Source organism: Citrobacter sp. CK202, from assembly GCF_030333225.1.
Taxonomy (GTDB): Bacteria; Pseudomonadota; Gammaproteobacteria; order Enterobacterales; family Enterobacteriaceae; genus Citrobacter_B; species Citrobacter_B koseri.
On the sequence record NZ_JAOWGI010000026.1, the window covers coordinates 160,093 to 181,081 of the forward strand.

Below are 20,989 nucleotides of genomic sequence, written 5' to 3' on the forward strand. Positions count from 1 at the left end.
ACCGGGATCTAACGAAACGGCATAACGGGCGTCATGTGTCCGTTATGCCGGGCGGGCGGCGGTGCGCTACCCGCCAGCCACTGAGGAAAATCGTGAAGCGGCATAGGTCTTGCGAACAGAAATCCCTGCAACGCCTGAACGCCGTGTCCCCGCAAATATTGCGCCTGCTCTCGCGTTTCAACGCCTTCCGCTACCAGTTCAATATTCAGTCTTTGCCCCAGCGCGATGATGATATCGGTCACCGTGGAGTTCACCGCATCAGTACCGATCGCCGCGGTAAATGATTTGTCGATCTTCAGCACGTCCGGGCGCAATTTCTCCAGCCATGACAGCGAGCTGTTGCCGGTGCCAAAGTCATCAATGGCGAGCTTCACCCCTTTGCGGTGGAGTTCACGCATCAGCCGATAATCGACGTCCAGTAAGGCGTCCCGTTCCGTCAGCTCAAGCACAAGTTGCTGAACAGGATGGGCGCTGAACCAGTAATGATTGAGATCTTTTAATAGCATGCCATGACGAAAATGGCTGGCCGCAACGTTGATGCCGATATGGAACTGGCTGTTCATCGGGAAGAAATGCCGCTGCCGAATGGTTTCCGCAATGACATAGCGGGTAAGGGGGGCGATCAGGTTGTGTTCTTCAGCGATAGGGATAAAAACATCGGGAGAAATCCATCCCTGTCGCGGGTTATTCCAGCGCAGCAGGATCTCAACCCCCACGCATTGCTGCGTACGGGCATTTAACAGCGGCTGGCAAAACAGTTCAAATTCACGGGCGGCAAGGGCGAGATTGATCTCCCATGAAAAACTCATTCTGCTGGCCGTTGCCAGCCAGGCAAGATATCCCACCAGTAAACTCAGCATCACCGCCAGCGGCAGCTGCGTCGGCAGATGGCGTAGCGCCAGCTCGCCAGCGCCGGGCCCCGTCACGCTGATGGTGAAGGGGAAGTGCTGGGATGCGCGCTGATAACGTTTTTCACCGTTCAGGGCGGGTAGCGCCTCCACCACCCCCTGACCATAGAGTAAGTGGCGGTTGCCGACCGTCAGGCTTGCGCTGGCGATCTGCGGCTGTTGCGGTTCAAGCAGCATCATCGCCAGAAGATCAATATTGACGATCTCAAAGAGCCCGTTTTTGCCATCAGGCGATGACGGATACCACTGAATCAGAATCGGGCTGTCTTTGAGCAGGGACTGATCGGTAGACAGCAGCAACAGGTTATTTGGCGCAGGCAGATCGGGTTGTAGCTGGTGAATCGGCACGTCGCGTGAGCCAAAGATACTGGAGCAGTAGAGAATACCGTTCTGAACCAGACCAATGGAACGCACGGTTTGCAGTCTGGCGACCTGCTTACGCAAGGAAAAATGCGCGGCCGGGCAGGGTTGTCCTACCAGGGGCAGCAGGAGATCGCGCCCTGCCTGTAGAGGGCGGAGCACTTCATCCAGCGTCTCTACGGCGTGAGCGGCGAACGTTTCGGTGCGATGCTGATTTATATTTCGCTCCGAAATAAATCGGACACTCAATGTGAGGATAAGCGTGATCAGCGCACAGACCGTGCAGACGATGAAACGATTGCGGCGATAATTTTTAATGATCCGTTGTGCTGTTTGCATGCGGGCCGCCTGATAAGCCGTTGGTCACAAAAGCCAATTGCAACACAGCAAGTGTAGTGGGGAAATTTACCGCAGACGAGATTGATGAGAAAAATTCGCCCATCAGTGGGAGATAGGCGAAGTGGCAGGCTATGTTTTGTTAATCACACTGGACTTTAATCGCCAGCCCGCCGCGTGATGTTTCGCGGTACTTCGCGTTCATGTCCTTGCCGGTTTCGTACATGGTCTCAATGACTTTATCCAGCGAGACGCGCGGGGCGCTGGTACGGCGCATTGCCATACGCGCCGCGTTGATCGCTTTTACCGAAGCAATCGCGTTACGCTCGATACACGGCACCTGAACCTGACCGGCAACCGGGTCACAGGTCAGCCCCAGGTTGTGCTCCATGCCGATTTCCGCGGCGACGCACACCTGCTCCGGGCTGGCCCCAAGCAGCTCTGCCAGTCCTGCCGCCGCCATTGAGCAGGCGACGCCGACTTCTCCCTGGCAGCCGACTTCGGCGCCGGAAATCGAGGCGTTCATTTTGTACAGCGCGCCGATAGCGCCTGCGGCCAGGAAGTAACGGGTGTAGATATCCGGGCTGACGGGTTCAATGAAGTGGTCATAGTAAGCCAGCACCGCAGGCACGATCCCGCAAGCGCCGTTGGTCGGCGCCGTAACGACACGCCCGCCCGCGGCGTTTTCTTCGTTTACCGCCAGCGCAAACATATTGACCCAGTCAATGACGTTCATCGGGTCGCTGGACAGTTTATCGCTGGAAACCAGCATGCGACGCAGTGCGGAAGCACGACGCGGAACGCGCAGCGGCCCCGGCAGAACCCCTTCGGTATTCATCCCGCGATCGATACACGCCTGCATGGTCTGCCAGACGTTGGCGAAATACTCTTCGATTTCCTTTTTGCTGTGCAGCGCCAGTTCGTTCTGCATCACCATCCCGGAGAGCGACAGACCGGTGCTGTTGCAATATTCCAGCATTTCGGTCGCCGATTTAAACGGATAAGGGACGCTGACCTCATTGGCGGCGTCCTGACCAAAATGCTCTTCATCGACAATAAAGCCGCCACCGATGGAATAATACGTTTTGCTATAAATGACGGTTTCGCCATTGTACGCGTGGATCTGCATTCCATTTTCATGCAATGGCAGGTTGCCATTGTGAAAACGCATCCCGTTATCCTGGGGAAAATCCACTTCGTGCTGGCCCTGCGCCAGTAACAGGCGACCGCGCGCTTCAACGTCGCGAATAAAACCAGGGATGCTGTCAATATCCACGGTGGCAGGTTCGTTACCCGCCAGACCCATAATAATGGCGATATCGGTGTGGTGACCTTTACCCGTGAGCGACAGTGAACCATACACGTCGACGGCGACACGGGTAACGCTATCCAGTAATCCTTTTTCGACCAGGTCATCGACGAACTGTTTACCCGCCTTCATAGGCCCTACAGTATGGGAGGATGAGGGACCAATCCCCACCTTAAACATGTCGAATAGACTAATCACGATAATACTCCTGACAGGGTGACCGGGCTTCCCGGTTACGATGTAATAACTGCGCATAGTGTAAGAGGGAACGCGGCGATCGGCTTAACTATTCACATGAATTAAACTAATGGATAACCACGTATTTACTAATGTTGGGACGGGAATCTCAAGTTGTGTTCTGCGCGTGTAAAGATAAGTATAGTCAGGGTCTCACGCCAATTTGCAGCGCCAGCTCACGAATTATTCCGGCGGTCATTCCCCAGACGAAATAATGCTCATACCACGAAAGCCATACGCGATGTGAATCGCCGCGTCGATAAATATCCAGCGGATGATAACGCCCCAGACGCAGAGCTTCTGAAAGCGGCATCTCAAAGACAGAGGCCACCTCATCTTCGCTGGCGTGATAATGCAGATTCGGGGGAATAATGCCGACCACCGGCGTAACCTGAAAACCCGTGACGCTGTCCACGGGCGGCAGCACGCCAATCACTTCGACGGATTCCGGCGGGATTGCCACCTCTTCCTGCGCTTCACGCAGCGCAGCGGCAATCAGCGACGCATCGCTGCTGTCAACGGCGCCGCCGGGGAACGCGACCTGACCGGCGTGTTTGCGCAGGCGCGCTGAACGCTGAGTCAGCAATAGACCCGGCCGGGCGCGGCGAACCACCGGGATCAGCACGGCAGCCTGACGATGGTTTAACGTCTCACCATTTACCTGCGGGCGCAAAAGTTGAAAGCGCGATAAAAAATCATCAAGGGTCAGGCTGCTGTTTTCCACGACTCAGTTCTCCAGTTGCTGCAAAATTCGATTCACTTTATCAAACGTCTCCTGATATTCCGCGTCCTCCTGGCTGTCCGCTACGATGCCGCCGCCCGCAGAGCAATAGAGATGCCCGTCTACAGCGGTAAGCGTGCGGATCGTGATGCTGGTGTCCATGTTGCCGCAAAAACTCAGGTAGCCGATGCTGCCGCACCAGGCGTTGCGTCTGTGCGGCTCCAGCGCGTCAATGATCTCCATCGCCCGGACTTTTGGCGCGCCGGTAATTGAACCGCCAGGAAAAGCGGCGCGCAGCAGATCGGTGGCATGTAAATTATCGGGCAAACGGGCGGTAATGGTACTGACAAGATGATGTACCGCCGGGAAGGGTTCAACCACAAACAGCTCGGGAACCTTGACCGACCCCGGAACGGCAACGCGGCCGACGTCGTTACGCATCAAATCGACAATCATCAGGTTTTCTGCACGGTCTTTTGCCGACATCGCGAGCGTTAGCGCCTGCTGGCGATCCGCCTGCGGGTTGTCCAGCCGGGGAAGGGTGCCTTTGATTGGGCGAGTCTGAATGTGACCCTCTTCGGACTGAATAAAGCGCTCGGGAGAAAGGCTCAGAATCGCACCGTCCTCCAGGCGCAAAAACGCGCTGAACGGGGCGCGGTTAGCGTGATTCAGCCGCACGAAGGCCAGCCATTCATCTCCCTGATAGTCAGCCTGAAAACGCTGGGCGAGGTTAACCTGATAACAGTCGCCGCTGTGCAGCCAGCTCTGCACCTGGCGGAATTTTTCACCGTACTGCGAGCGGGTCATGTTTGATTGCCATGCGGAGGTCAACGCGAAGGGTTTTCGCACCGGCGTCTGCTGACGCGCCAGCCACTCAAGGCGAGCGTGAACATCGGTATGGCTCAGCAGAGAGACGGTCTGTCTGCGATGATCGACGATTAAGGCCCAGTCGTAAATGCCGATCGCCATATCCGGCAGGGTGATATCGCGCTGTGCGAGCGTGGGCAGGGATTCAAAACGGCGGCCAAGGTCGTAACCTAACAGCCCCAGCGCGCCGCCCTGAAACGGCAGATTGGGGTCATATGGCGGCTGGATGCCCGCAGACGCCAGCGCCGCCTGCAACACGGTCATGGGATCGTCGGCGGTCGTGGTTGTGCCATGCTTATCGCGCACGCGGGTCTCTTCGCCGTGTGTCGACAGCGTTGCCACGGGGTCGGCCACCAGAATATCAAAACGATTATGCGGATGTTCAGCATGGCCGGAATGCAGCAGCATGGCCCAGGGCTGATGGCTCAGCGGGGCAAAATAGTACTCGGCGGCGTCCGGGCGCCACGGTAAAATAATAACAGCGGGTGATAATGTCTTCATCGGTCCTGGTCTACTGGCTATGTGCCGGGTAGCATGAAATAATTAGCGCAGACAATTTAGCAGGAGTTAACAATGTTTGCAGGTTTACCTTCACTCAGCCACGAGCAGCAACAAAAAGCGGTAGAGCGCATTCAGGAACTGATGTCGCAAGGAATGAGCAGCGGACAGGCAATCGCGCAGGTGGCGGATGAACTGCGCGCCACCCATACCGGCGAGCGGATCGTGGCGCGTTTTGAGGATGAGGACGAATAACGTCGCATTACACTGCGGCGATAATCTTGATCTCAACTCTGTATTTCGGGTTCATCAGCCCGGCCTGCACCGTGCAACGTACTGGCGCGTGACCGGCAACGACCCACGCGTCCCAGGCTTTATTCATGGCGGCAAAATCGCTTTTATCGGCCAGGAAAATAGTGGCATCAAGAATACGTGACTTACGGGTGCCCTGTTTTTCCAGCGCCGCATCAATTTGCGCCAGCGTGTTGGCGGTCTGTTCAAACGCATCGGCGTCGAGGTTTTCCGGCACACCGGTGTAATAAAGCGTGTTGTTATGGATTACTACATCAGACCAACGATCTTCGGCATCAATACGTATGATAGTCATAAATCATTCCTCGTTAACTTTCCGTTCGACGCGGCAAGACTGCCATAATGTTGCGTTGCCGTCACCTCTTCAACTGGCGTAAGCGACGGCGTCCTGACATAATCCCTGTTCAAATCAACAGGGGGTAGTGTGACGGACGATTTTGCAGCAGACGGTCAGTTGGCTAAAGCGATACCGGGATTTAAACCGCGCGAACCACAGCGGCAGATGGCCGTTGCCGTCACGCATGCTATTGAAAAATCACAACCGCTTGTTGTCGAAGCCGGGACGGGGACAGGCAAAACCTATGCCTACCTCGCGCCGGCGTTACGCGCCGGAAAAAAAGTGATCATCTCGACGGGATCGAAAGCGTTGCAGGATCAGCTCTACAGTCGCGATCTTCCCACCGTCTCAAACGCCCTCAAATTCACCGGTAAACTGGCGCTGTTGAAAGGGCGCTCTAACTATCTTTGTCTGGAACGTCTCGAACAGCAAGCGCTGGCGGGCGGCGATTTGCCGGTACAAATTTTAAGCGATGTGATTTTGCTGCGGTCGTGGTCGAATCAAACCGAAGACGGCGACATCAGTACCTGCGTCAGCGTAGCGGAAGACTCGCAGGCGTGGCCGCTGGTCACCAGCACCAATGACAACTGTCTGGGCAGCGACTGCCCGCTGTATAAAGACTGTTTTGTGGTTAAAGCGCGTAAAAAGGCGATGGACGCCGATGTGGTTGTCGTCAACCACCATCTTTTCCTCGCGGATATGGTGGTCAAAGAGAGTGGGTTTGGCGAACTGATCCCGGAGGCGGAGGTGATGATCTTCGATGAGGCCCACCAGCTTCCTGATATCGCCAGCCAGTATTTCGGCCAGTCGCTCTCCAGCCGACAGCTCCTCGACCTGGCGAAAGATTTTACCATCGCCTACCGCACGGAATTGAAAGACACCCAGCAGTTGCAGAAATGCGCCGACCGACTGGCGCAGAGCGCGCAGGATTTTCGCCTGCAACTGGGCGAGCCGGGCTATCGCGGAAATTTACGTGAGCTGCTGGCCGACCCACGGGTACAGCGCGCGCTATTGCTGCTCGACGATACGCTTGAGCTTTGCTACGACGTGGCAAAACTGTCTCTGGGGCGTTCCGCATTGCTGGATGCCGCTTTCGAGCGTGCGACCTTGTATCGTGCGCGGCTGAAACGCTTAAAAGAGATCAACCAGCCAGGGTACAGCTACTGGTACGAATGCACGTCGCGCCATTTCACGCTGGCGCTCACTCCGCTTACGGTCGCGGATAAATTCAAAGAGGTGATGGCGCAGAAACCCGGCAGCTGGATTTTTACCTCTGCCACGCTGTCGGTGAACGACGATCTCCATCACTTTACGGCGCGGCTGGGCATTGAACAGGCCGAATCGATGCTGTTGCCCAGTCCGTTCGACTATACCCGCCAGGCGCTGTTGTGCGTGCCGCGTAACCTGCCGCAAACTAACCAGCCGGGCTCTGCCCGACAGCTGGCGGCAATGTTAAGACCGATCATCGAAGCCAACAATGGCCGCTGCTTTATGCTGTGTACGTCGCATGCCATGATGCGCGATCTGGCGGAACAGTTCCGCGCCACCATGACGCTGCCCGTCCTGTTGCAGGGCGAAACCAGCAAAGGTCAACTGCTGCAACAGTTCGTCAGCGCCGGTAATGCGCTACTGGTCGCAACCAGCAGCTTCTGGGAAGGGGTGGATGTGCGCGGCGATACGCTGTCGCTGGTGATTATCGATAAATTACCTTTTACCTCTCCTGACGATCCCTTGCTGAAAGCGCGGATGGAGGATTGTCGTCTGCGCGGCGGCGATCCGTTTGATGAAGTGCAGCTACCCGACGCGGTCATCACGCTGAAACAGGGGGTGGGGCGTCTGATTCGCGATTCCGACGATCGTGGGGTGCTGGTGATTTGCGATAACCGGCTGGTGATGCGACCGTATGGCGCCACCTTCCTGGCGAGCCTGCCGCCCACGCCGCGCACCCGGGACATCGCCCGCGCCGTCAGATTTCTCGCCATACCAACGGCCGAGTAATTTGTTACGGAGTATGGTAAGATGCGCGCCATTTTATTGATTTAAGCACGAAGACCCATGCGAATTCTGGCTATCGATACCGCCACAGAAGCGTGTTCCGTTGCCCTGTGGAATGACGGTAATATCAACGCTCATTTTGAGCTTTGCCCACGAGAACATACCCAACGTATTTTGCCGATGGTGCAGGATATCCTGGCCGCCAACAGCATTACGCTTACCGATATCGACGCGCTGGCGTTTGGTCGCGGCCCCGGCAGTTTTACCGGCGTGCGCATTGGCATTGGCATTGCGCAGGGGCTGGCGCTGGGCGCGAACCTGCCGATGACTGGCGTTTCAACGCTGGCGACAATGGCGCAGGGCGCCTGGCGTAAAAGCGGCGCTACGCGCGTGCTGGCGGCGATTGACGCACGTATGGGCGAAGTCTACTGGGCGGAATACCAGCGTGATGAAAATGGCGTCTGGCACGGGGAAGAGACCGAGGCCGTGTTAAATCCCGGGCTGGTTAGCGAACGGTTGAAGCAGCTTTCCGGGGAGTGGGCTACTGTTGGCACAGGCTGGCCTGCATGGCCTGATCTGGGTAAAGACAGCGGTTTGGCTTTGCGCGATGGCGACGTTCTGCTTCCGGCGGCGGAGGATATGCTGCCTCTCGCCAGTCAGATGCTGGCAGCGGGGAAAACCGTCGCGGTTGAACAGGCCGAACCGGTTTATTTACGTAACAACGTCGCGTGGAAGAAACTTCCGGGCAAAGAATGAATCTCAGTATTATCACCCTGAATAATTTGAACGTAGCTGTTACACACAGGTAGTTTGAAGTATGACGAGAATATGTGCTGAGAAAAAAGGAGTCGCACTATGGCGGTTCAACAACAGGTAATGAAAGGAATTCTGGCGGGAGTGGTCGCGTTAACGCTGAGTGGCTGCGTTACCGTCCCGGATGCCATCAAAGGTTCCAGTCCCACGCCGCAGCAGGATCTGGTGCGGGTTATGAATGCGCCGCAGCTGTACGTCGGCCAGGAAGCGCGTTTTGGCGGTAAAGTGGTGGATGTGCAAAACCAGCAGGGAAAAACGCGGCTGGAAATCGCCAGCGTGCCGCTTGATAACGGCGCGCGTCCGATCCTCGGTGAGGCTTCGCGAGGGCGGATTTATGCCGACGTGAACGGCTTCCTTGACCCGGTAGACTTCCGTGGGCAACTGGTGACGGTCGTCGGGCCGATTACCGGCACGGTGGACGGTAAGGTCGGCAGTACGCCGTATAAGTTTATGCTGATGCAGGCAACGGGCTATAAACGCTGGCACCTTACTCAGCAGATCGTCATGCCGCCGCAGCCGATCGATCCCTGGTTCTACGGTGGACGAGGCTGGCCGTACGGCTATGGCGGTTGGGGATGGTATAACCCAGGCCCCGCACAGGTTCAAACGATCGTAACTGAATAACCCCTTGTTTTATCAATAAAAGAGACAGCGGCTGGTCCGCTGTTTCTGCATTAATACGGACATAAGAAAAATAAATAGTGACGCGCTTCGCAACCTTTTCGTTGAGTGATTAATAAACTGGTACGCTGAGTTAATATTATGTTAACGACTTGTTTATTAACTGGGGTTGCGATGACGACGAACACTCATTTTAGAGGTGATGCTTTGAAGAAGGTTTGGCTTAACCGATATCCCGCTGATGTCCCGGCGGAGATCAATCCTGACCGTTATCAATCCCTGGTTGAATTATTTGAACATGCCGTCGTGCGTTACGCCGACCAGCCTGCGTTCGTCAATATGGGGGAGGTGATGACCTTCCGCAAACTGGAAGAGCGCAGCCGGGCATTCGCGGCCTATTTGCAGGAAGGGCTGGGCCTCAAAAAAGGCGACCGCGTCGCGCTAATGATGCCGAATCTGCTGCAATACCCGGTCGCGCTGTTTGGTATTTTGCGCGCCGGGATGATCGTCGTGAATGTCAACCCGCTGTATACGCCGCGTGAGCTTGAGCATCAGCTCAATGACAGCGGAGCGGCGGCTATCGTGATCGTCTCTAACTTTGCCCACACGCTGGAAAAAGTGGTCGATAAAACGTCCGTACAGCACGTAATTCTGACGCGTATGGGCGACCAGCTTTCTACCGCGAAAGGTACGCTGGTTAACTTTGTCGTGAAATACATTAAGCGTCTGGTGCCGAAATATCACCTGCCGGATGCGATCTCTTTTCGCCGCGCGCTACACGCAGGTTATCGGATGCAGTACGTGAAGCCTGAGCTGGTCACCGAAGATCTGGCGTTCCTGCAATACACGGGTGGTACAACCGGCGTAGCGAAAGGCGCGATGCTGACGCACCGCAACATGCTGGCAAACCTGGAGCAGGTAAAAGGCACCTACGGGCCGTTGCTGCATGAGGGGAAAGAGCTGGTGGTGACGGCGCTGCCGCTGTATCACATTTTCGCGTTGACCATGAACTGCCTGCTGTTTATTGAACTGGGCGGGCAAAACCTGCTCATCACTAACCCGCGCGACATTCCGGGCATGGTGAAAGAGCTGGCGAAATATCCGTTTACCGCGATGACCGGCGTTAACACCCTGTTTAACGCCTTGCTGAACAACAAAGAATTCCAGCAACTGGACTTCTCTACGTTGCACCTTTCTGCTGGCGGCGGTATGCCGGTACAGCATGCGGTTGCAGAACGTTGGGTGAAACTGACCGGACAATATTTGCTTGAAGGCTACGGTCTGACCGAGTGCGCGCCGTTGGTCAGCGTGAACCCGCATGATATCGATTATCACAGCGGCAGTATCGGGCTGCCCGTTCCCTCTACCGATGTAAAACTGGTGGATGACGAGGGCAACGAGGTGCCAACAGGCGAGCCTGGCGAGCTGTGCGTGAAGGGGCCGCAGGTGATGCTGGGATACTGGCAGCGCCCGGACGCGACGGATGAAATCGTCAAAGACGGCTGGCTTTACACGGGGGATATCGCGGTGATTGATGACGAAGGGTTCCTGCGCATCGTCGATCGCAAAAAAGATATGATTCTGGTTTCCGGCTTTAACGTCTATCCTAATGAAATTGAAGACGTGGTGATGCAGCATCCTGGCGTTCAGGAAGTGGCGGCAGTCGGCGTACCTTCGGGCAGCAGCGGTGAAAGCGTGAAAATCTTTGTCGTGAAGAAAGACCCGGCGTTGACCGATGAGGCATTGATTACCTTCTGTCGTCGCCAGTTGACGGGGTATAAAGTGCCGAAGCTGGTGGAGTTTCGCGACGAACTGCCTAAATCGAACGTCGGAAAAATTTTACGACGAGAATTACGTGACGAAGCGCGTGGCAAAGTAGACAATAAAGCCTGAGCTTTAAGCAAGTCGCCAGACGCCGGTTAAGCCGGCGTTTTTTTTGGCGCAAACTAAAGAGAATATGATTTGAATTACCAAATAATCACTACGGACGACGCGCTGGCGACGTTATGTGAAGCGGTTCGGGCATTTCCGGCGATTGCTCTTGATACGGAGTTTGTCCGTACGCGCACCTATTACCCGCAACTTGGGCTTATCCAGCTGTTTGATGGCGAGCATGTCGCCCTGATTGATCCTCACGGCATTACCGACTGGTCGCCTCTGCGCGCCGTGTTGCGTGATACCGCGATAACCAAATTTTTGCATGCGGGCAGCGAAGATCTGGAGGTTTTTCTCAACACCTTCGGAGAACTGCCGCAACCGCTGATCGATACGCAGATCCTTGCCGCATTTTGCGGCCGCCCCTTGTCCTGGGGTTTTGCCGCGATGGTCGAGGAGTTTACGGGTGTCGCGCTGGATAAAAGTGAGTCCCGTACCGACTGGCTGGCAAGACCGTTAACCGAACGTCAGTGTGAGTATGCGGCGGCGGACGTCTGGTATTTGTTACCGATCACCAAAAAACTGATGGTCGAAACCGAAGCATCCGGCTGGCTGCCTGCGGCGCTGGATGAGTGCCGTCTGATGCAGCAACGTCGTCAGGAAATTCTGGCGCCGGAAGATGCCTGGCGTGACATCACCAATGCGTGGCAGTTGCGTACCCGTCAACTGGCCTGCCTGCAACTGCTGGCCGACTGGCGGCTGCGCAAGGCGCGTGAGCGCGATCTGGCGGTCAACTTTGTGGTGCGCGAAGAGCACCTGTGGGCAGTGGCGCGCTATATGCCGGGGAGTCTGGGCGAACTGGACAGCCTGGGGCTTTCTGGCAGCGAAATTCGTTTTCACGGTAAGACGCTGATCGCGTTAGTGGAGAAGGCGCAGGCGCTGCCGGAAGAGATGCTGCCGGAACCCTTGCTGAACCTGATGGATATGCCAGGCTATCGCAAGGCGTTTAAAGCCATCAAAGCGCTGGTGGCAGACGTTAGCGCGACGCACAACGTCAGTGCGGAATTGCTGGCGTCGCGTCGGCAAATCAACCAGTTGCTTAACTGGCACTGGAAGTTAAAACCGCAGGCCACGCAGCCGGAACTTATCTCCGGCTGGCGTGCGGAACTGATGGCGGAAAAACTGCGGAATCTGTTGCAGGAATATCCGCTGTAATACGGATGATGGCCGCTATCCGGCCGCTCCGTCATTAGCGCAGCGCCTGACAGATCGCCTCCGCCATCTGCCGGGTGGAGGCGGCGCCTTTCAGATCCGGTGTTTTCGGGCCGTTAGCGATAACCTGCTCAATGGCCGCGAGAATACCGTCATGTGCCTCCCGGTAGCGCGTATCGCCATTGCCGAGGAAATCCAGCATCATGGCGCCCGCCCAGATGGTGGCAACAGGGTTGGCGATATTCTTGCCGTATATATCCGGCGCAGAGCCGTGTACCGGTTCAAACAGCGACGGGAATGTGCGTTCCGGGTTCAGGTTTGCGGAAGGCGCAATGCCGATGGTGCCGGTACAGGCCGGGCCAAGATCGGACAGAATATCGCCAAACAGATTTGAGGCGACAACCACGTCAAAGCGCTCCGGCTGCATGACAAAGCGGGCGCACAGAATGTCGATATGCTGCTTATCCCAACGAATCTCCGGGTAGTGCTGCGCCATGGCTTCAACGCGTTCATCCCAGAAAGGCATACTGATGGCCAGGCCGTTGGATTTGGTGGCGGACGTCAGCGTTTTGCGCGGTCGGCTTTGCGCCAGCTCAAAGGCGTAGCGCAGAATGCGATCCACTCCGCGCCGGGTAAATACCGACTCCTGAATCACCACTTCGTGCTCGGTTCCGGCATTAACGCGCCCGCCCAGCGAGGAGTATTCCCCTTCGGTGTTCTCGCGCACGACGTAGAAATCAATATCTCCCGCTTTTTTTCCGGCCAGCGGGCAGGGAACGCCGGGAAACAGACGTACCGGACGCAGGTTAACGTACTGGTCAAATTCGCGACGGAATTTCAGCAGCGATCCCCACAATGAAACATGGTCCGGGACGGTATCCGGCCAGCCGACGGCGCCGAAATAGATCGCATCAAACGATTTTAGCTGCGCATGCCAGTCGTCAGGCATCATCGTACCGTGATGTGCATAATATTCGCAGCTGGCCCACTCAATCGGCTCAAAGCTGAGCGAGAGATCCCAGCGTTCAGCGGCGGTCTGCAATACGCGAATACCTTCAGGCAGGACTTCTTTACCAATACCGTCTCCGGGAATAGCGGCAATACGACAGGTTTTCTTCATACCAGCTCTCACTTATCAGCAGTCAAAATTGACTTACCCCTTATCCTATAATTGACTGATTGAGAGTTAATCCTTCCAACTGGTGAAACATAAAACACAGATCATGAATAATCTGCCTCTCCTGAATGATTTACGCGTCTTTATGCGGGTTGCCCGGCGTGCGGGTTTTAGCGCGGTTGCGGAAGAACTGGGCGTTTCGCCGGCGTTTATCAGCAAACGGGTGGCGTTGCTGGAGCAGACGCTGAACGTGGTGCTGCTCCACCGAACGACCCGGCGGGTGACGATCACGGAAGAGGGCGAGCGTATTTACGAATGGGCGCAGCGCATTTTGCAGGATGTGGATCAGATGATGGATGAGCTGTCTGACGTGCGGCAAGTCCCACAAGGTATGCTGCGTATTATCAGCAGTTTTGGCTTCGGTCGGCGGATTGTTGCGCCAGCGCTGTCGGCGCTGGCGAAGCAGTATCCACAGCTGGAGTTGCGGTTTGACGTTGAGGACCGGCTGGTAGATCTGGTGAATGAAGGGGTCGATCTTGATATTCGTATTGGTGATGAGATTGCCTCTAATTTAATCGCGCATAAGCTTGGAACCAATTACCGTATTTTATGCGCATCACCGGCGTTTCTGGAGCAGCACGGCACGCCGAAGCAGCTCAGCGATCTGGCAGCCTTTCCGTGTCTGGTGATTAAAGAGCGTGACCATCCCTTTGGAATCTGGCAGTTACGCACAAAAGAACGGGAATATTCGATTAAAGTGACAGGGTCACTGTCCTCCAACCACGGTGAGATTGTGCATCAATGGTGTCTGGACGGGCAGGGCATTGCGTTGCGGTCGTGGTGGGATGTCTGCGATAACATTGCCAGCGGCCATCTGGTGCAGGTTCTGCCGGAATATTATCAGCCTGCTAATATCTGGGCGGTCTCCGCTTCCCGTCTTTCCTCGTCGGCAAAAATTCGCATTACGGTTGAATTTCTGCGCCGCTATTTTCAGGAGCGTTACCCGAAGTTCAGCCTGGAATAAGCACCGCCGCGTTACTGTTTATGGCACAGCAGCAAATAAAAGGCAGAATACTCTGCCTTTTTATCGCGTTGCGTTATCCGAAAAGAGATTATCTGGACTCTTCGGCTTCCGGTAATGTCACGTTAAGCTCGAGAATTGAAATATCGCCGTCTTTTTGCTCAAGCTGTACGGTGACCATTTCTGGATCAATTTGCACATACTTGCAGATGACTTCGAGAATATCTTTTCTCAACTGCGGTAAATAATGCGGCTCGGCGTCGCTGCGACGGCGCTCCGCAACAATGATTTGCAGTCGCTCTTTAGCGATGTTGGCTGTACTCTTTTTCCGCGAGAGAAAAAAATCCAGTAATGCCATAACTTATCCTCCGAACAGGCGTTTGAGGAAACCTTTCTTCTCTTCTTCAATGAAGCGGAAAGGACGTTCTTCTCCCAACAGACGTTCTACGGTATCTGCATAGGCTTTACCCGCATCAGCAGTGATGTCGAGAATAACCGGCTCTCCCTGGTTGGATGCGCGCAGGACTGACTGATCTTCCGGGATAACCCCCACGAGTTTGATGCGCAAGATTTCCAGCACGTCTTCCATACTGAGCATATCGCCTCTGTTAACGCGGCCTGGGTTGTAACGCGTCAGCAGCAGATGCTCTTTAATCGGGTCTTCGCCGTTTTCAGCACGACGGGATTTTGACGCCAGAATGCCGAGAATACGGTCAGAGTCACGTACTGAGGAGACTTCCGGGTTCGTGGTGATAATCGCTTCATCGGCAAAATAGAGCGCCATCAGCGCGCCGGTTTCAATGCCCGCCGGAGAGTCGCAGACGATAAAGTCGAAATCCATTGTCTTCAGGTCATCGAGAACTTTTGCTACGCCCTCACGGGTCAGCGCGTCTTTATCGCGGGTTTGCGATGCCGGAAGAATAAAGAGATTCTCAGTGCGCTTATCTTTGATTAACGCCTGGTTTAGCGTCGCATCGCCCTGAATCACGTTCACGAAATCGTAAACGACACGACGCTCACATCCCATGATCAGGTCGAGGTTACGCAGACCGATATCGAAATCGATAACGACAGTTTTCTTTCCCTTCTGGGCCAAACCAGTAGCGATGGCCGCGCTGGAGGTGGTCTTGCCAACGCCCCCTTTACCCGAAGTAACTACAATAATGCGTGCCATAGAAATTCCTTGTTAAAAAGGGATCAATTCAACGGTTGAACTGCCAAAGCGTTATCTGCTAACCGCAGACGCGCCGCTTTGCCATAAAATTCTGCCGGGATTTTATCACTCAGCCAATAAACACCTGCGATAGACACCAGTTCTGCCGTCAGATGGGTACAAAAAATTTGCGCTTCCCGATCGCCGCTGGCGCCTGCCAGCGCGCGACCCCGCATCATGCCATAAACGTGGATATTACCGTCTGCGATTAACTCTGCGCCAGCGCTGACGTGACTTGTAACAATTAGATCACATTGTGGAGCATAAATGCGCTGACCGGAACGAACCGGTACGTCAATTAATCGCGTTTTTGTGATGGGGGTAACATTTTGCGGCGGTGCGCTCGGTGCCGGGGCTTCGACCGGGGCGGAACGAGCGACTTTCTCTTTACCTTCAGTCAGTAAAGGAAGACCCATCTCGTCAATTTCCGCTTTTAGCGACGCGTCTTTGCAGCCGCTAACGCCGATAATACGCAGACCGGTAGACGTCACCACCTCTTGCAGCGCAGGCCAGTTTACTGGACTTTCAAGGCCGCTGACGTTAATGACCACGGGAGCATGTTTTAAAAAAGCAGGTGCCTGAGCGATTTTGTCTTCCAACGCCTGACGAATAACCTTGGGTTCAGCTTCGTGCAAATGAACCACTGATAAGGTGAAGCTACTGCCTTTAAGCTCGATTGGCGTGTTTGACATCCTGGCCTTACTCAATTTGCTATTTATCATCCCCAATGCGGGGCGATATTCCGAAGACTAGAAGGCATGTTATAGTCAGTATTATATTGAGGCAAGTCACCATCCCGTTAATTCAGAGTAAAAGTATGTTTTGTGTGATCTATCGAAGTAGCAAACGCGACCAGACCTATTTATACGTCGAAAAAAAAGACGATTTCTCACGGGTTCCTGAAGATCTGATGAAGGGATTCGGGCAGCCAACGCTGGCAATGATTCTGCCGTTGGATGGGCGTAAGAAATTAGTGAATGCCGACCTGGAGAAAGTAAAACAAGCGTTAACCGACCAGGGGTATTATTTACAACTGCCGCCACCGCCGGAAGATTTACTCAAACAACATCTTTCTGCGCCGGGCGAAAATAAACCAGACGCTAAAAGTTAAACTGTATCCGGCAACGCGAATGCCCTGCCGATGCAGTTCCTGAAATCCACGATTACGTTAGGGGAAAATAATGTATCAACATCACAACTGGCAAGGTGCTCTGCTTGATTACCCGGTAAGTAAAGTGGTTTGTGTAGGCAGTAACTACGCAAAGCATATTAAGGAGATGGGTAGCGCAACGCCGGATGAACCCGTTCTTTTTATTAAACCGGAAACGGCGCTGTGCGATCTGCGCCAGCCGCTGGCGATTCCAACGGACATGGGCGCCGTTCACCATGAAGTCGAACTGGCGATATTGATTGGCTCGACTCTGCGTCAGGCGACGGAAGACCATGTCCGCAAGGCGATTGCCGGTTATGGCGTGGCGCTCGATCTGACGCTGCGGGATATTCAGGGCAAAATGAAAAAAGCCGGTCAGCCCTGGGAAAAAGCAAAAGGGTTTGATAATTCCTGCCCGCTGTCAGGTTTTATTCCGGTTTCGGAGTTTCATGGCGATCCGCAAAATACCGCGCTCGGGTTGAAAGTGAATGGCGAAATCCGTCAGCAAGGCTCGACGGCGGAGATGATCCACCACATCGTGCCGCTTGTCGCCTACATGAGCCGTTTCTTCACGCTCAAAGCGGGAGACGTGATCCTGACCGGCACACCGGAAGGCGTCGGCCCGTTGCAAAGCGGCGACGAGCTGGAAGTCAGTTTTAACGGTCAAACGCTGACGACGCGCGTCCTGTAATCTCTGCTTGCCGCCTTTTCGGGCGGCAAAACTTGCATCAGCGTGCCAGACTGGTTATAAGGTGCAGCTTTACAGCAATGGCGGATACCCTGATGAGCGACATACCTTTCTGGCAAAGTAAAACCCTGGATGACATGACCGATGCCGAGTGGGAGTCGTTGTGTGATGGATGCGGCCAGTGTTGCCTGCACAAACTGATGGATGAAGACACCGACGAAATCTATTTCACCAACGTGGCGTGTCGCCAGTTGAATATTAAAACCTGCCAGTGTCGTAACTATGAACGTCGGTTCGAGTACGAGCCAGACTGCATTAAACTCACCCGCGATAATCTGCCAACCTTTGAATGGTTGCCGATGACCTGCGCCTATCGCTTGTTAGCGGAAGGAAAGGGGCTGCCGGGCTGGCATCCGTTGTTGACCGGGTCGAAAGCGGCGATGCACGGCGAGCGTATTTCTGTGCGCCATATTGCGGTGAAAGAATCTGAAGTGCGGGACTGGCAGGATCACATCTTAAACAAACCTTCATGGGCGGACTGAACCGCCCATTGTTCAGCAAGCGTTAATTACGCTTTTTTCGCCTGATACATTTCATCGCTGTGGTTGTCGTCTTCAACCCAGAAATTGATATTGAATTGCGCGTCGTCGCTTAATTCGATGCGGTGCCAGTATTGCGGCGGGCTGGTCGCAAACTGACCGGCGTTAATGACCACTTTGAGTTCAGGTTCTTTGGCATCTTCGTTAGCGAAACCGTAGTAAGTGACTGTGCCTTCCATCACGCAGAGTTGCCCAAAGACACCCGCAGCGGTGTTATGGTGGGAGAGCAGTGCGGCTGGCACATTCTCTTTGGTGAAGAAGGGAGTGGAACGTTTAATTTTCCAGTTTGCCGGGATGCGTAAATGGGACATAAGGCGTCTCCTTGTGGGGGCATCTATAAGATGTATTTAATATACATCTTATAGATGCCCGGAAGCAACGCCGTCAGGCGAAAAAAAACGCTCCCGAAGGAGCGTTCTGTTATCGACTAAAGAGATCGCGTCTTTTCGGCTTAAACGGTTGAGCAATCAACACCAGGATCGCGATCGCCAGATACGCCGCAAAAATCCCCAACAGCCACTGCGGCATCTCCAGGGTTAAAAACGACCACTGACGCTCGGCGCAGTCGCCGGAAGCCAGGAAGACCTGCGGCAGCCATTTATCCAGCGGCAGCCACGTCGGGAAGCGCGCAGCAAAATCACAGGTCATGAACGGCGAAGGATGAAGCTGGATCATCGTGTGTTCATAAGCCAACTGCAACCCGCGCCAGGCGCTGTAAATCCAGATCGCTATCGCCACATAACGCAGCGGCGTTTTAGGGGCGACAGCGCCAACCAGACCCGCGCCCATCACACCGAATAACGCGCTACGTTCGTAAATACATAGCACGCAAGGTTTGAGCAGCATGACGTGCTGGAACCACAGCGCTACCATTTCGAGCGCAAAGGCAGTTAACGCCATCAGTAACCACGCGCCCCGACCCCGTGAGCACTGGTTTAAAAATCGCAACATAATTATTTCCCTGCAACATGCGTAGACACCGCAGTGTAAACCAATTCAATTTATGCGCCAGTAGTGGGAAATGAAATAAAGTATAATCGGATAATTATCATGCAAAAAGTCAAACCGGGCAGTGATTTGCCCGGTTTGATGTTATGAGAATGTAGCTAACCAGCCAGATTGCGTCATCCACTCCGTGATGGGGGTGAGGGTAAACTCGACGCAGAGTAAACCAACGAGGGTGAGCACCAGCGTGTATGGCAACGCCATCCAGACCATACGGCCATAAGAGAGACGAATCAGCGGCGCCAGCGCAGAGGTGAGCAGGAATAAAAATGCCGCCTGGCCGTTTGGCGTCGCTACGGACGGCAAATTGGTGCCGGTGTTGATCGCTACCGCCAGCAGTTCGTACTGTTTCATGCTGATTGCGCCGCTTTCCATAGCCGCTTTGGCCTCATTGATGTAAATCGTCCCGACGAACACGTTATCGGAAATGGACGACAGCAGGCCATTGAAGAGGTAGAACAGCGTTAACTGCGCATGTTCGGAAGCCTGTAAAACGAACTGGATGATCGGGGCGAAAAGATGCTGATCGATAATGACCGCCACGATGGAGAAGAAAACCGTCAACAGCGCGGTAAACGGCAAGGACTCAGTAAATGCTTTGCCAATCGCGTGTTCATCGGTGACGCCGGTGAGTGACGTGGCCAGAATAATGACCGACAGACCAATCAAGCCCACTTCCGCCAGATGCAGCGCCAGCGCCGTCACCAGCCAGACGCCGATAATCGCCTGTACAAACAGATTGAGTTTGTCCTGGCGTGTACGACGTTGACGGCTTTGATCGTCGAACTCCTGCAAAATATGACGCACTTTCTCCGGCAGCGTTTCACCATAGCCAAACCAGCGTAGTTTCTCGACCAGCACGCAGGTGAGCAGCCCGAAAATTAGCACCGGAACCGTCACCGGCGACATGCGCAGGAAGAAATCGCCGAAATGCCAGCCCGCCGCTTTGGCGATAATCAGGTTCTGCGGTTCACCGACCATCGTCATGACGCCGCCCAGCGCGGTGCCTACGCCCGCATGCATCATCAGGCTGCGCAAGAAACCGCGAAACTGTTCCAGCACCGCTTTACTGTTCTGGTCGAGGTGGTCGTCATCCTGGAGATCGTTCTCTTCGCCGCGCGCAGAGGCGACGCGATGATAAATGCCATAAAAGCCGACCGCGACGCTGATGACCACCGCGACAACGGTCAGGGCATCAAGGAAAGCGGACAGGAAGGCGGCAGCCATACAAAATGCGAGCGACAGCAGCATCTTGGAACGAATGCTAAGCAGCAGGCGGGTAAAAATGAACAGCAGCAACTGCTTCATAAAGTAGATGCCTGCGACCATGAACATCAGCAGCAGCAGCACTTCGAGGTTGGCGGCAACCTCTTCGCGCACATGCGCTGCGCTGGTCATCCCAATGATGACCGCTTCAATCGCCAGTAATCCGCCTGGCAGCAGGGGATAGCACTTCAGCGCCATCGCCAGCGTGAAAATAAATTCAGCGACCAGCAGCCAGCCCGCTACAAACGGGTTGATGAAGAAAATCAGTGGATTAGCAATTAAAAAAGCGATTAATGCAAGTTTATACCAGTCAGGCGACTGGCCCAGAAAGTTGCGCCAGAATGCGCGACCCCAGGAGAGCTCCATGGCAGTTTCCCTTACCTGTAAATGTGAGAATCATGTTTTTATGTTTAGGCGCAAAGCTTAGCGGCCAGGGTAAAAGCAGGCAAGTCCTTAACGTGATGGCGCGGCGTTATCCAGAAAATGAAGCCTTGATCCCCTTTTTCTTCATCCTGTCCGCTATCAGCCA

At 54.7% G+C, this 20,989-nt stretch carries 22 protein-coding genes; 10 read left to right on the top strand and 12 right to left on the bottom strand.

What is annotated here, in order from left to right; genetic code table 11:
- Positions 1-8: 8 nt before the first annotated feature.
- From pdeD to pabB, 4 genes are all read right to left on the bottom strand, one after another.
- Complete coding sequence (gene pdeD / locus OGX84_RS13675; RefSeq protein WP_112002007.1) at positions 9-1,607, bottom strand: cyclic di-3',5'-guanosine monophosphate phosphodiesterase PdeD; 1,599 nt, start codon at positions 1,605-1,607, stop codon at positions 9-11.
- Positions 1,608-1,746: 139 nt separating this feature from the next.
- Positions 1,747-3,111, bottom strand: a complete 1,365-nt coding sequence (gene sdaA, locus OGX84_RS13680; RefSeq protein ID WP_024130267.1) for an L-serine ammonia-lyase — start codon at positions 3,109-3,111, stop codon at positions 1,747-1,749.
- 184 nt (positions 3,112-3,295) lie between these two features.
- A complete protein-coding gene (locus OGX84_RS13685; RefSeq protein ID WP_047463238.1) occupies positions 3,296-3,874 on the bottom strand; it encodes a CoA pyrophosphatase in 579 nt (192 codons plus the stop codon).
- Between the two features lie 3 nt (positions 3,875-3,877).
- Positions 3,878-5,239, bottom strand: a complete 1,362-nt coding sequence (gene pabB, locus OGX84_RS13690) for an aminodeoxychorismate synthase component 1 (RefSeq protein ID WP_286458081.1) — start codon at positions 5,237-5,239, stop codon at positions 3,878-3,880.
- Between the two features lie 72 nt (positions 5,240-5,311).
- Here pabB and OGX84_RS13695 point away from each other — a divergent pair, with 72 nt between their 5' ends.
- On the top strand, positions 5,312-5,491 hold the full coding sequence (locus tag OGX84_RS13695) for a YoaH family protein (RefSeq protein ID WP_012132063.1): 180 nt from the start codon (positions 5,312-5,314) through the stop codon (positions 5,489-5,491).
- 7 nt (positions 5,492-5,498) lie between these two features.
- On the opposite strand, the gene OGX84_RS13700 is transcribed toward OGX84_RS13695, so the two are convergent.
- Complete coding sequence (locus OGX84_RS13700) at positions 5,499-5,843, bottom strand: RidA family protein (protein WP_012132064.1); 345 nt, start codon at positions 5,841-5,843, stop codon at positions 5,499-5,501.
- Positions 5,844-5,972: 129 nt separating this feature from the next.
- On the opposite strand from OGX84_RS13700, the gene yoaA reads away from it, so the two are divergent.
- The 5 genes from yoaA to rnd all read left to right on the top strand — a co-directional run bounded on the left by yoaA (position 5,973) and on the right by rnd (position 12,404).
- Positions 5,973-7,883: a DNA repair helicase YoaA gene (gene yoaA / locus OGX84_RS13705; RefSeq protein ID WP_115181549.1), complete on the top strand. Its 1,911-nt coding sequence runs from the start codon at positions 5,973-5,975 to the stop codon at positions 7,881-7,883.
- Positions 7,884-7,940: 57 nt separating this feature from the next.
- Positions 7,941-8,636, top strand: coding sequence for a tRNA (adenosine(37)-N6)-threonylcarbamoyltransferase complex dimerization subunit type 1 TsaB (tsaB, locus tag OGX84_RS13710; protein ID WP_047463242.1), 696 nt, complete (start codon positions 7,941-7,943; stop codon positions 8,634-8,636).
- A 99-nt stretch (positions 8,637-8,735) separates the two neighbouring features.
- Positions 8,736-9,317 carry a Slp family lipoprotein gene (locus OGX84_RS13715; protein WP_047463245.1) on the top strand — a complete coding sequence of 194 codons (582 nt, stop codon included), beginning with the start codon at positions 8,736-8,738 and terminating at the stop codon, positions 9,315-9,317.
- 204 nt (positions 9,318-9,521) lie between these two features.
- Positions 9,522-11,207, top strand: a complete 1,686-nt coding sequence (gene fadD, locus OGX84_RS13720; protein ID WP_080750364.1) for a long-chain-fatty-acid--CoA ligase FadD — start codon at positions 9,522-9,524, stop codon at positions 11,205-11,207.
- A gap of 69 nt (positions 11,208-11,276) precedes the next feature.
- On the top strand, positions 11,277-12,404 hold the full coding sequence (gene rnd, locus OGX84_RS13725) for a ribonuclease D (protein WP_112002011.1): 1,128 nt from the start codon (positions 11,277-11,279) through the stop codon (positions 12,402-12,404).
- A gap of 34 nt (positions 12,405-12,438) precedes the next feature.
- Here the strand turns inward: rnd and OGX84_RS13730 are convergent, their stop codons facing one another.
- Entirely contained in the window at positions 12,439-13,521 is a 1,083-nt protein-coding gene (locus tag OGX84_RS13730) for a tartrate dehydrogenase (RefSeq protein WP_012132071.1), read from the bottom strand.
- Positions 13,522-13,624: 103 nt separating this feature from the next.
- Here OGX84_RS13730 and OGX84_RS13735 point away from each other — a divergent pair, with 103 nt between their 5' ends.
- Complete coding sequence (locus OGX84_RS13735) at positions 13,625-14,542, top strand: LysR substrate-binding domain-containing protein (protein ID WP_012132072.1); 918 nt, start codon at positions 13,625-13,627, stop codon at positions 14,540-14,542.
- 88 nt (positions 14,543-14,630) lie between these two features.
- Here the strand turns inward: OGX84_RS13735 and minE are convergent, their stop codons facing one another.
- Genes minE through minC form a run of 3 tightly spaced genes read right to left on the bottom strand, consistent with a single transcriptional unit; the run spans position 14,631 to position 16,444 of the window.
- On the bottom strand, positions 14,631-14,897 hold the full coding sequence (gene minE, locus OGX84_RS13740; protein WP_003859937.1) for a cell division topological specificity factor MinE: 267 nt from the start codon (positions 14,895-14,897) through the stop codon (positions 14,631-14,633).
- Positions 14,898-14,900: 3 nt separating this feature from the next.
- The gene (gene minD / locus OGX84_RS13745) at positions 14,901-15,713 is read right to left on the bottom strand and encodes a septum site-determining protein MinD (RefSeq protein WP_047463261.1); all 813 of its coding nucleotides are present in this window, start codon (positions 15,711-15,713) and stop codon (positions 14,901-14,903) included.
- A 23-nt stretch (positions 15,714-15,736) separates the two neighbouring features.
- Positions 15,737-16,444 (bottom strand): septum site-determining protein MinC, encoded by a 708-nt coding sequence (minC, locus tag OGX84_RS13750; protein WP_060816061.1) that lies wholly within the window; start codon positions 16,442-16,444, stop codon positions 15,737-15,739.
- 125 nt (positions 16,445-16,569) lie between these two features.
- Between minC and OGX84_RS13755 the strand changes: the two genes are divergently transcribed.
- From OGX84_RS13755 to ycgN, 3 genes are all read left to right on the top strand, one after another.
- Positions 16,570-16,863 (top strand): YcgL domain-containing protein, encoded by a 294-nt coding sequence (locus tag OGX84_RS13755; RefSeq protein WP_024130270.1) that lies wholly within the window; start codon positions 16,570-16,572, stop codon positions 16,861-16,863.
- A gap of 70 nt (positions 16,864-16,933) precedes the next feature.
- A complete protein-coding gene (locus tag OGX84_RS13760) occupies positions 16,934-17,593 on the top strand; it encodes a fumarylacetoacetate hydrolase family protein (protein ID WP_049008376.1) in 660 nt (219 codons plus the stop codon).
- Between the two features lie 92 nt (positions 17,594-17,685).
- Entirely contained in the window at positions 17,686-18,132 is a 447-nt protein-coding gene (gene ycgN / locus OGX84_RS13765) for a cysteine cluster protein YcgN (RefSeq protein ID WP_047464034.1), read from the top strand.
- A 26-nt stretch (positions 18,133-18,158) separates the two neighbouring features.
- On the opposite strand, the gene OGX84_RS13770 is transcribed toward ycgN, so the two are convergent.
- The 3 genes from OGX84_RS13770 to nhaB form a co-directional block, all read right to left on the bottom strand.
- Positions 18,159-18,500, bottom strand: a complete 342-nt coding sequence (locus OGX84_RS13770) for a TehB family protein (protein ID WP_012132078.1) — start codon at positions 18,498-18,500, stop codon at positions 18,159-18,161.
- Positions 18,501-18,609: 109 nt separating this feature from the next.
- On the bottom strand, positions 18,610-19,140 hold the full coding sequence (gene dsbB, locus OGX84_RS13775; protein WP_024130271.1) for a disulfide bond formation protein DsbB: 531 nt from the start codon (positions 19,138-19,140) through the stop codon (positions 18,610-18,612).
- A 141-nt stretch (positions 19,141-19,281) separates the two neighbouring features.
- Positions 19,282-20,826, bottom strand: a complete 1,545-nt coding sequence (nhaB, locus tag OGX84_RS13780) for a Na(+)/H(+) antiporter NhaB (protein ID WP_112002012.1) — start codon at positions 20,824-20,826, stop codon at positions 19,282-19,284.
- Positions 20,827-20,989: the final 163 nt, after the last annotated feature.

Coding starts and splice junctions, on each gene's coding strand:
- pdeD (WP_112002007.1), bottom strand. CDS start 1,607: ATGCAAACAGCACAACGGATCATTAAAAATTATCGCCGCAATCGTTTC.
- pabB (WP_286458081.1), bottom strand. CDS start 5,239: ATGAAGACATTATCACCCGCTGTTATTATTTTACCGTGGCGCCCGGAC.
- OGX84_RS13695 (WP_012132063.1), top strand. CDS start 5,312: ATGTTTGCAGGTTTACCTTCACTCAGCCACGAGCAGCAACAAAAAGCG.
- OGX84_RS13700 (WP_012132064.1), bottom strand. CDS start 5,843: ATGACTATCATACGTATTGATGCCGAAGATCGTTGGTCTGATGTAGTA.
- tsaB (WP_047463242.1), top strand. CDS start 7,941: ATGCGAATTCTGGCTATCGATACCGCCACAGAAGCGTGTTCCGTTGCC.
- OGX84_RS13715 (WP_047463245.1), top strand. CDS start 8,736: ATGGCGGTTCAACAACAGGTAATGAAAGGAATTCTGGCGGGAGTGGTC.
- OGX84_RS13730 (WP_012132071.1), bottom strand. CDS start 13,521: ATGAAGAAAACCTGTCGTATTGCCGCTATTCCCGGAGACGGTATTGGT.
- OGX84_RS13735 (WP_012132072.1), top strand. CDS start 13,625: ATGAATAATCTGCCTCTCCTGAATGATTTACGCGTCTTTATGCGGGTT.
- minE (WP_003859937.1), bottom strand. CDS start 14,897: ATGGCATTACTGGATTTTTTTCTCTCGCGGAAAAAGAGTACAGCCAAC.
- minD (WP_047463261.1), bottom strand. CDS start 15,713: ATGGCACGCATTATTGTAGTTACTTCGGGTAAAGGGGGCGTTGGCAAG.
- minC (WP_060816061.1), bottom strand. CDS start 16,444: ATGTCAAACACGCCAATCGAGCTTAAAGGCAGTAGCTTCACCTTATCA.
- OGX84_RS13755 (WP_024130270.1), top strand. CDS start 16,570: ATGTTTTGTGTGATCTATCGAAGTAGCAAACGCGACCAGACCTATTTA.
- OGX84_RS13760 (WP_049008376.1), top strand. CDS start 16,934: ATGTATCAACATCACAACTGGCAAGGTGCTCTGCTTGATTACCCGGTA.
- ycgN (WP_047464034.1), top strand. CDS start 17,686: ATGAGCGACATACCTTTCTGGCAAAGTAAAACCCTGGATGACATGACC.
- OGX84_RS13770 (WP_012132078.1), bottom strand. CDS start 18,500: ATGTCCCATTTACGCATCCCGGCAAACTGGAAAATTAAACGTTCCACT.
- dsbB (WP_024130271.1), bottom strand. CDS start 19,140: ATGTTGCGATTTTTAAACCAGTGCTCACGGGGTCGGGGCGCGTGGTTA.
- nhaB (WP_112002012.1), bottom strand. CDS start 20,826: ATGGAGCTCTCCTGGGGTCGCGCATTCTGGCGCAACTTTCTGGGCCAG.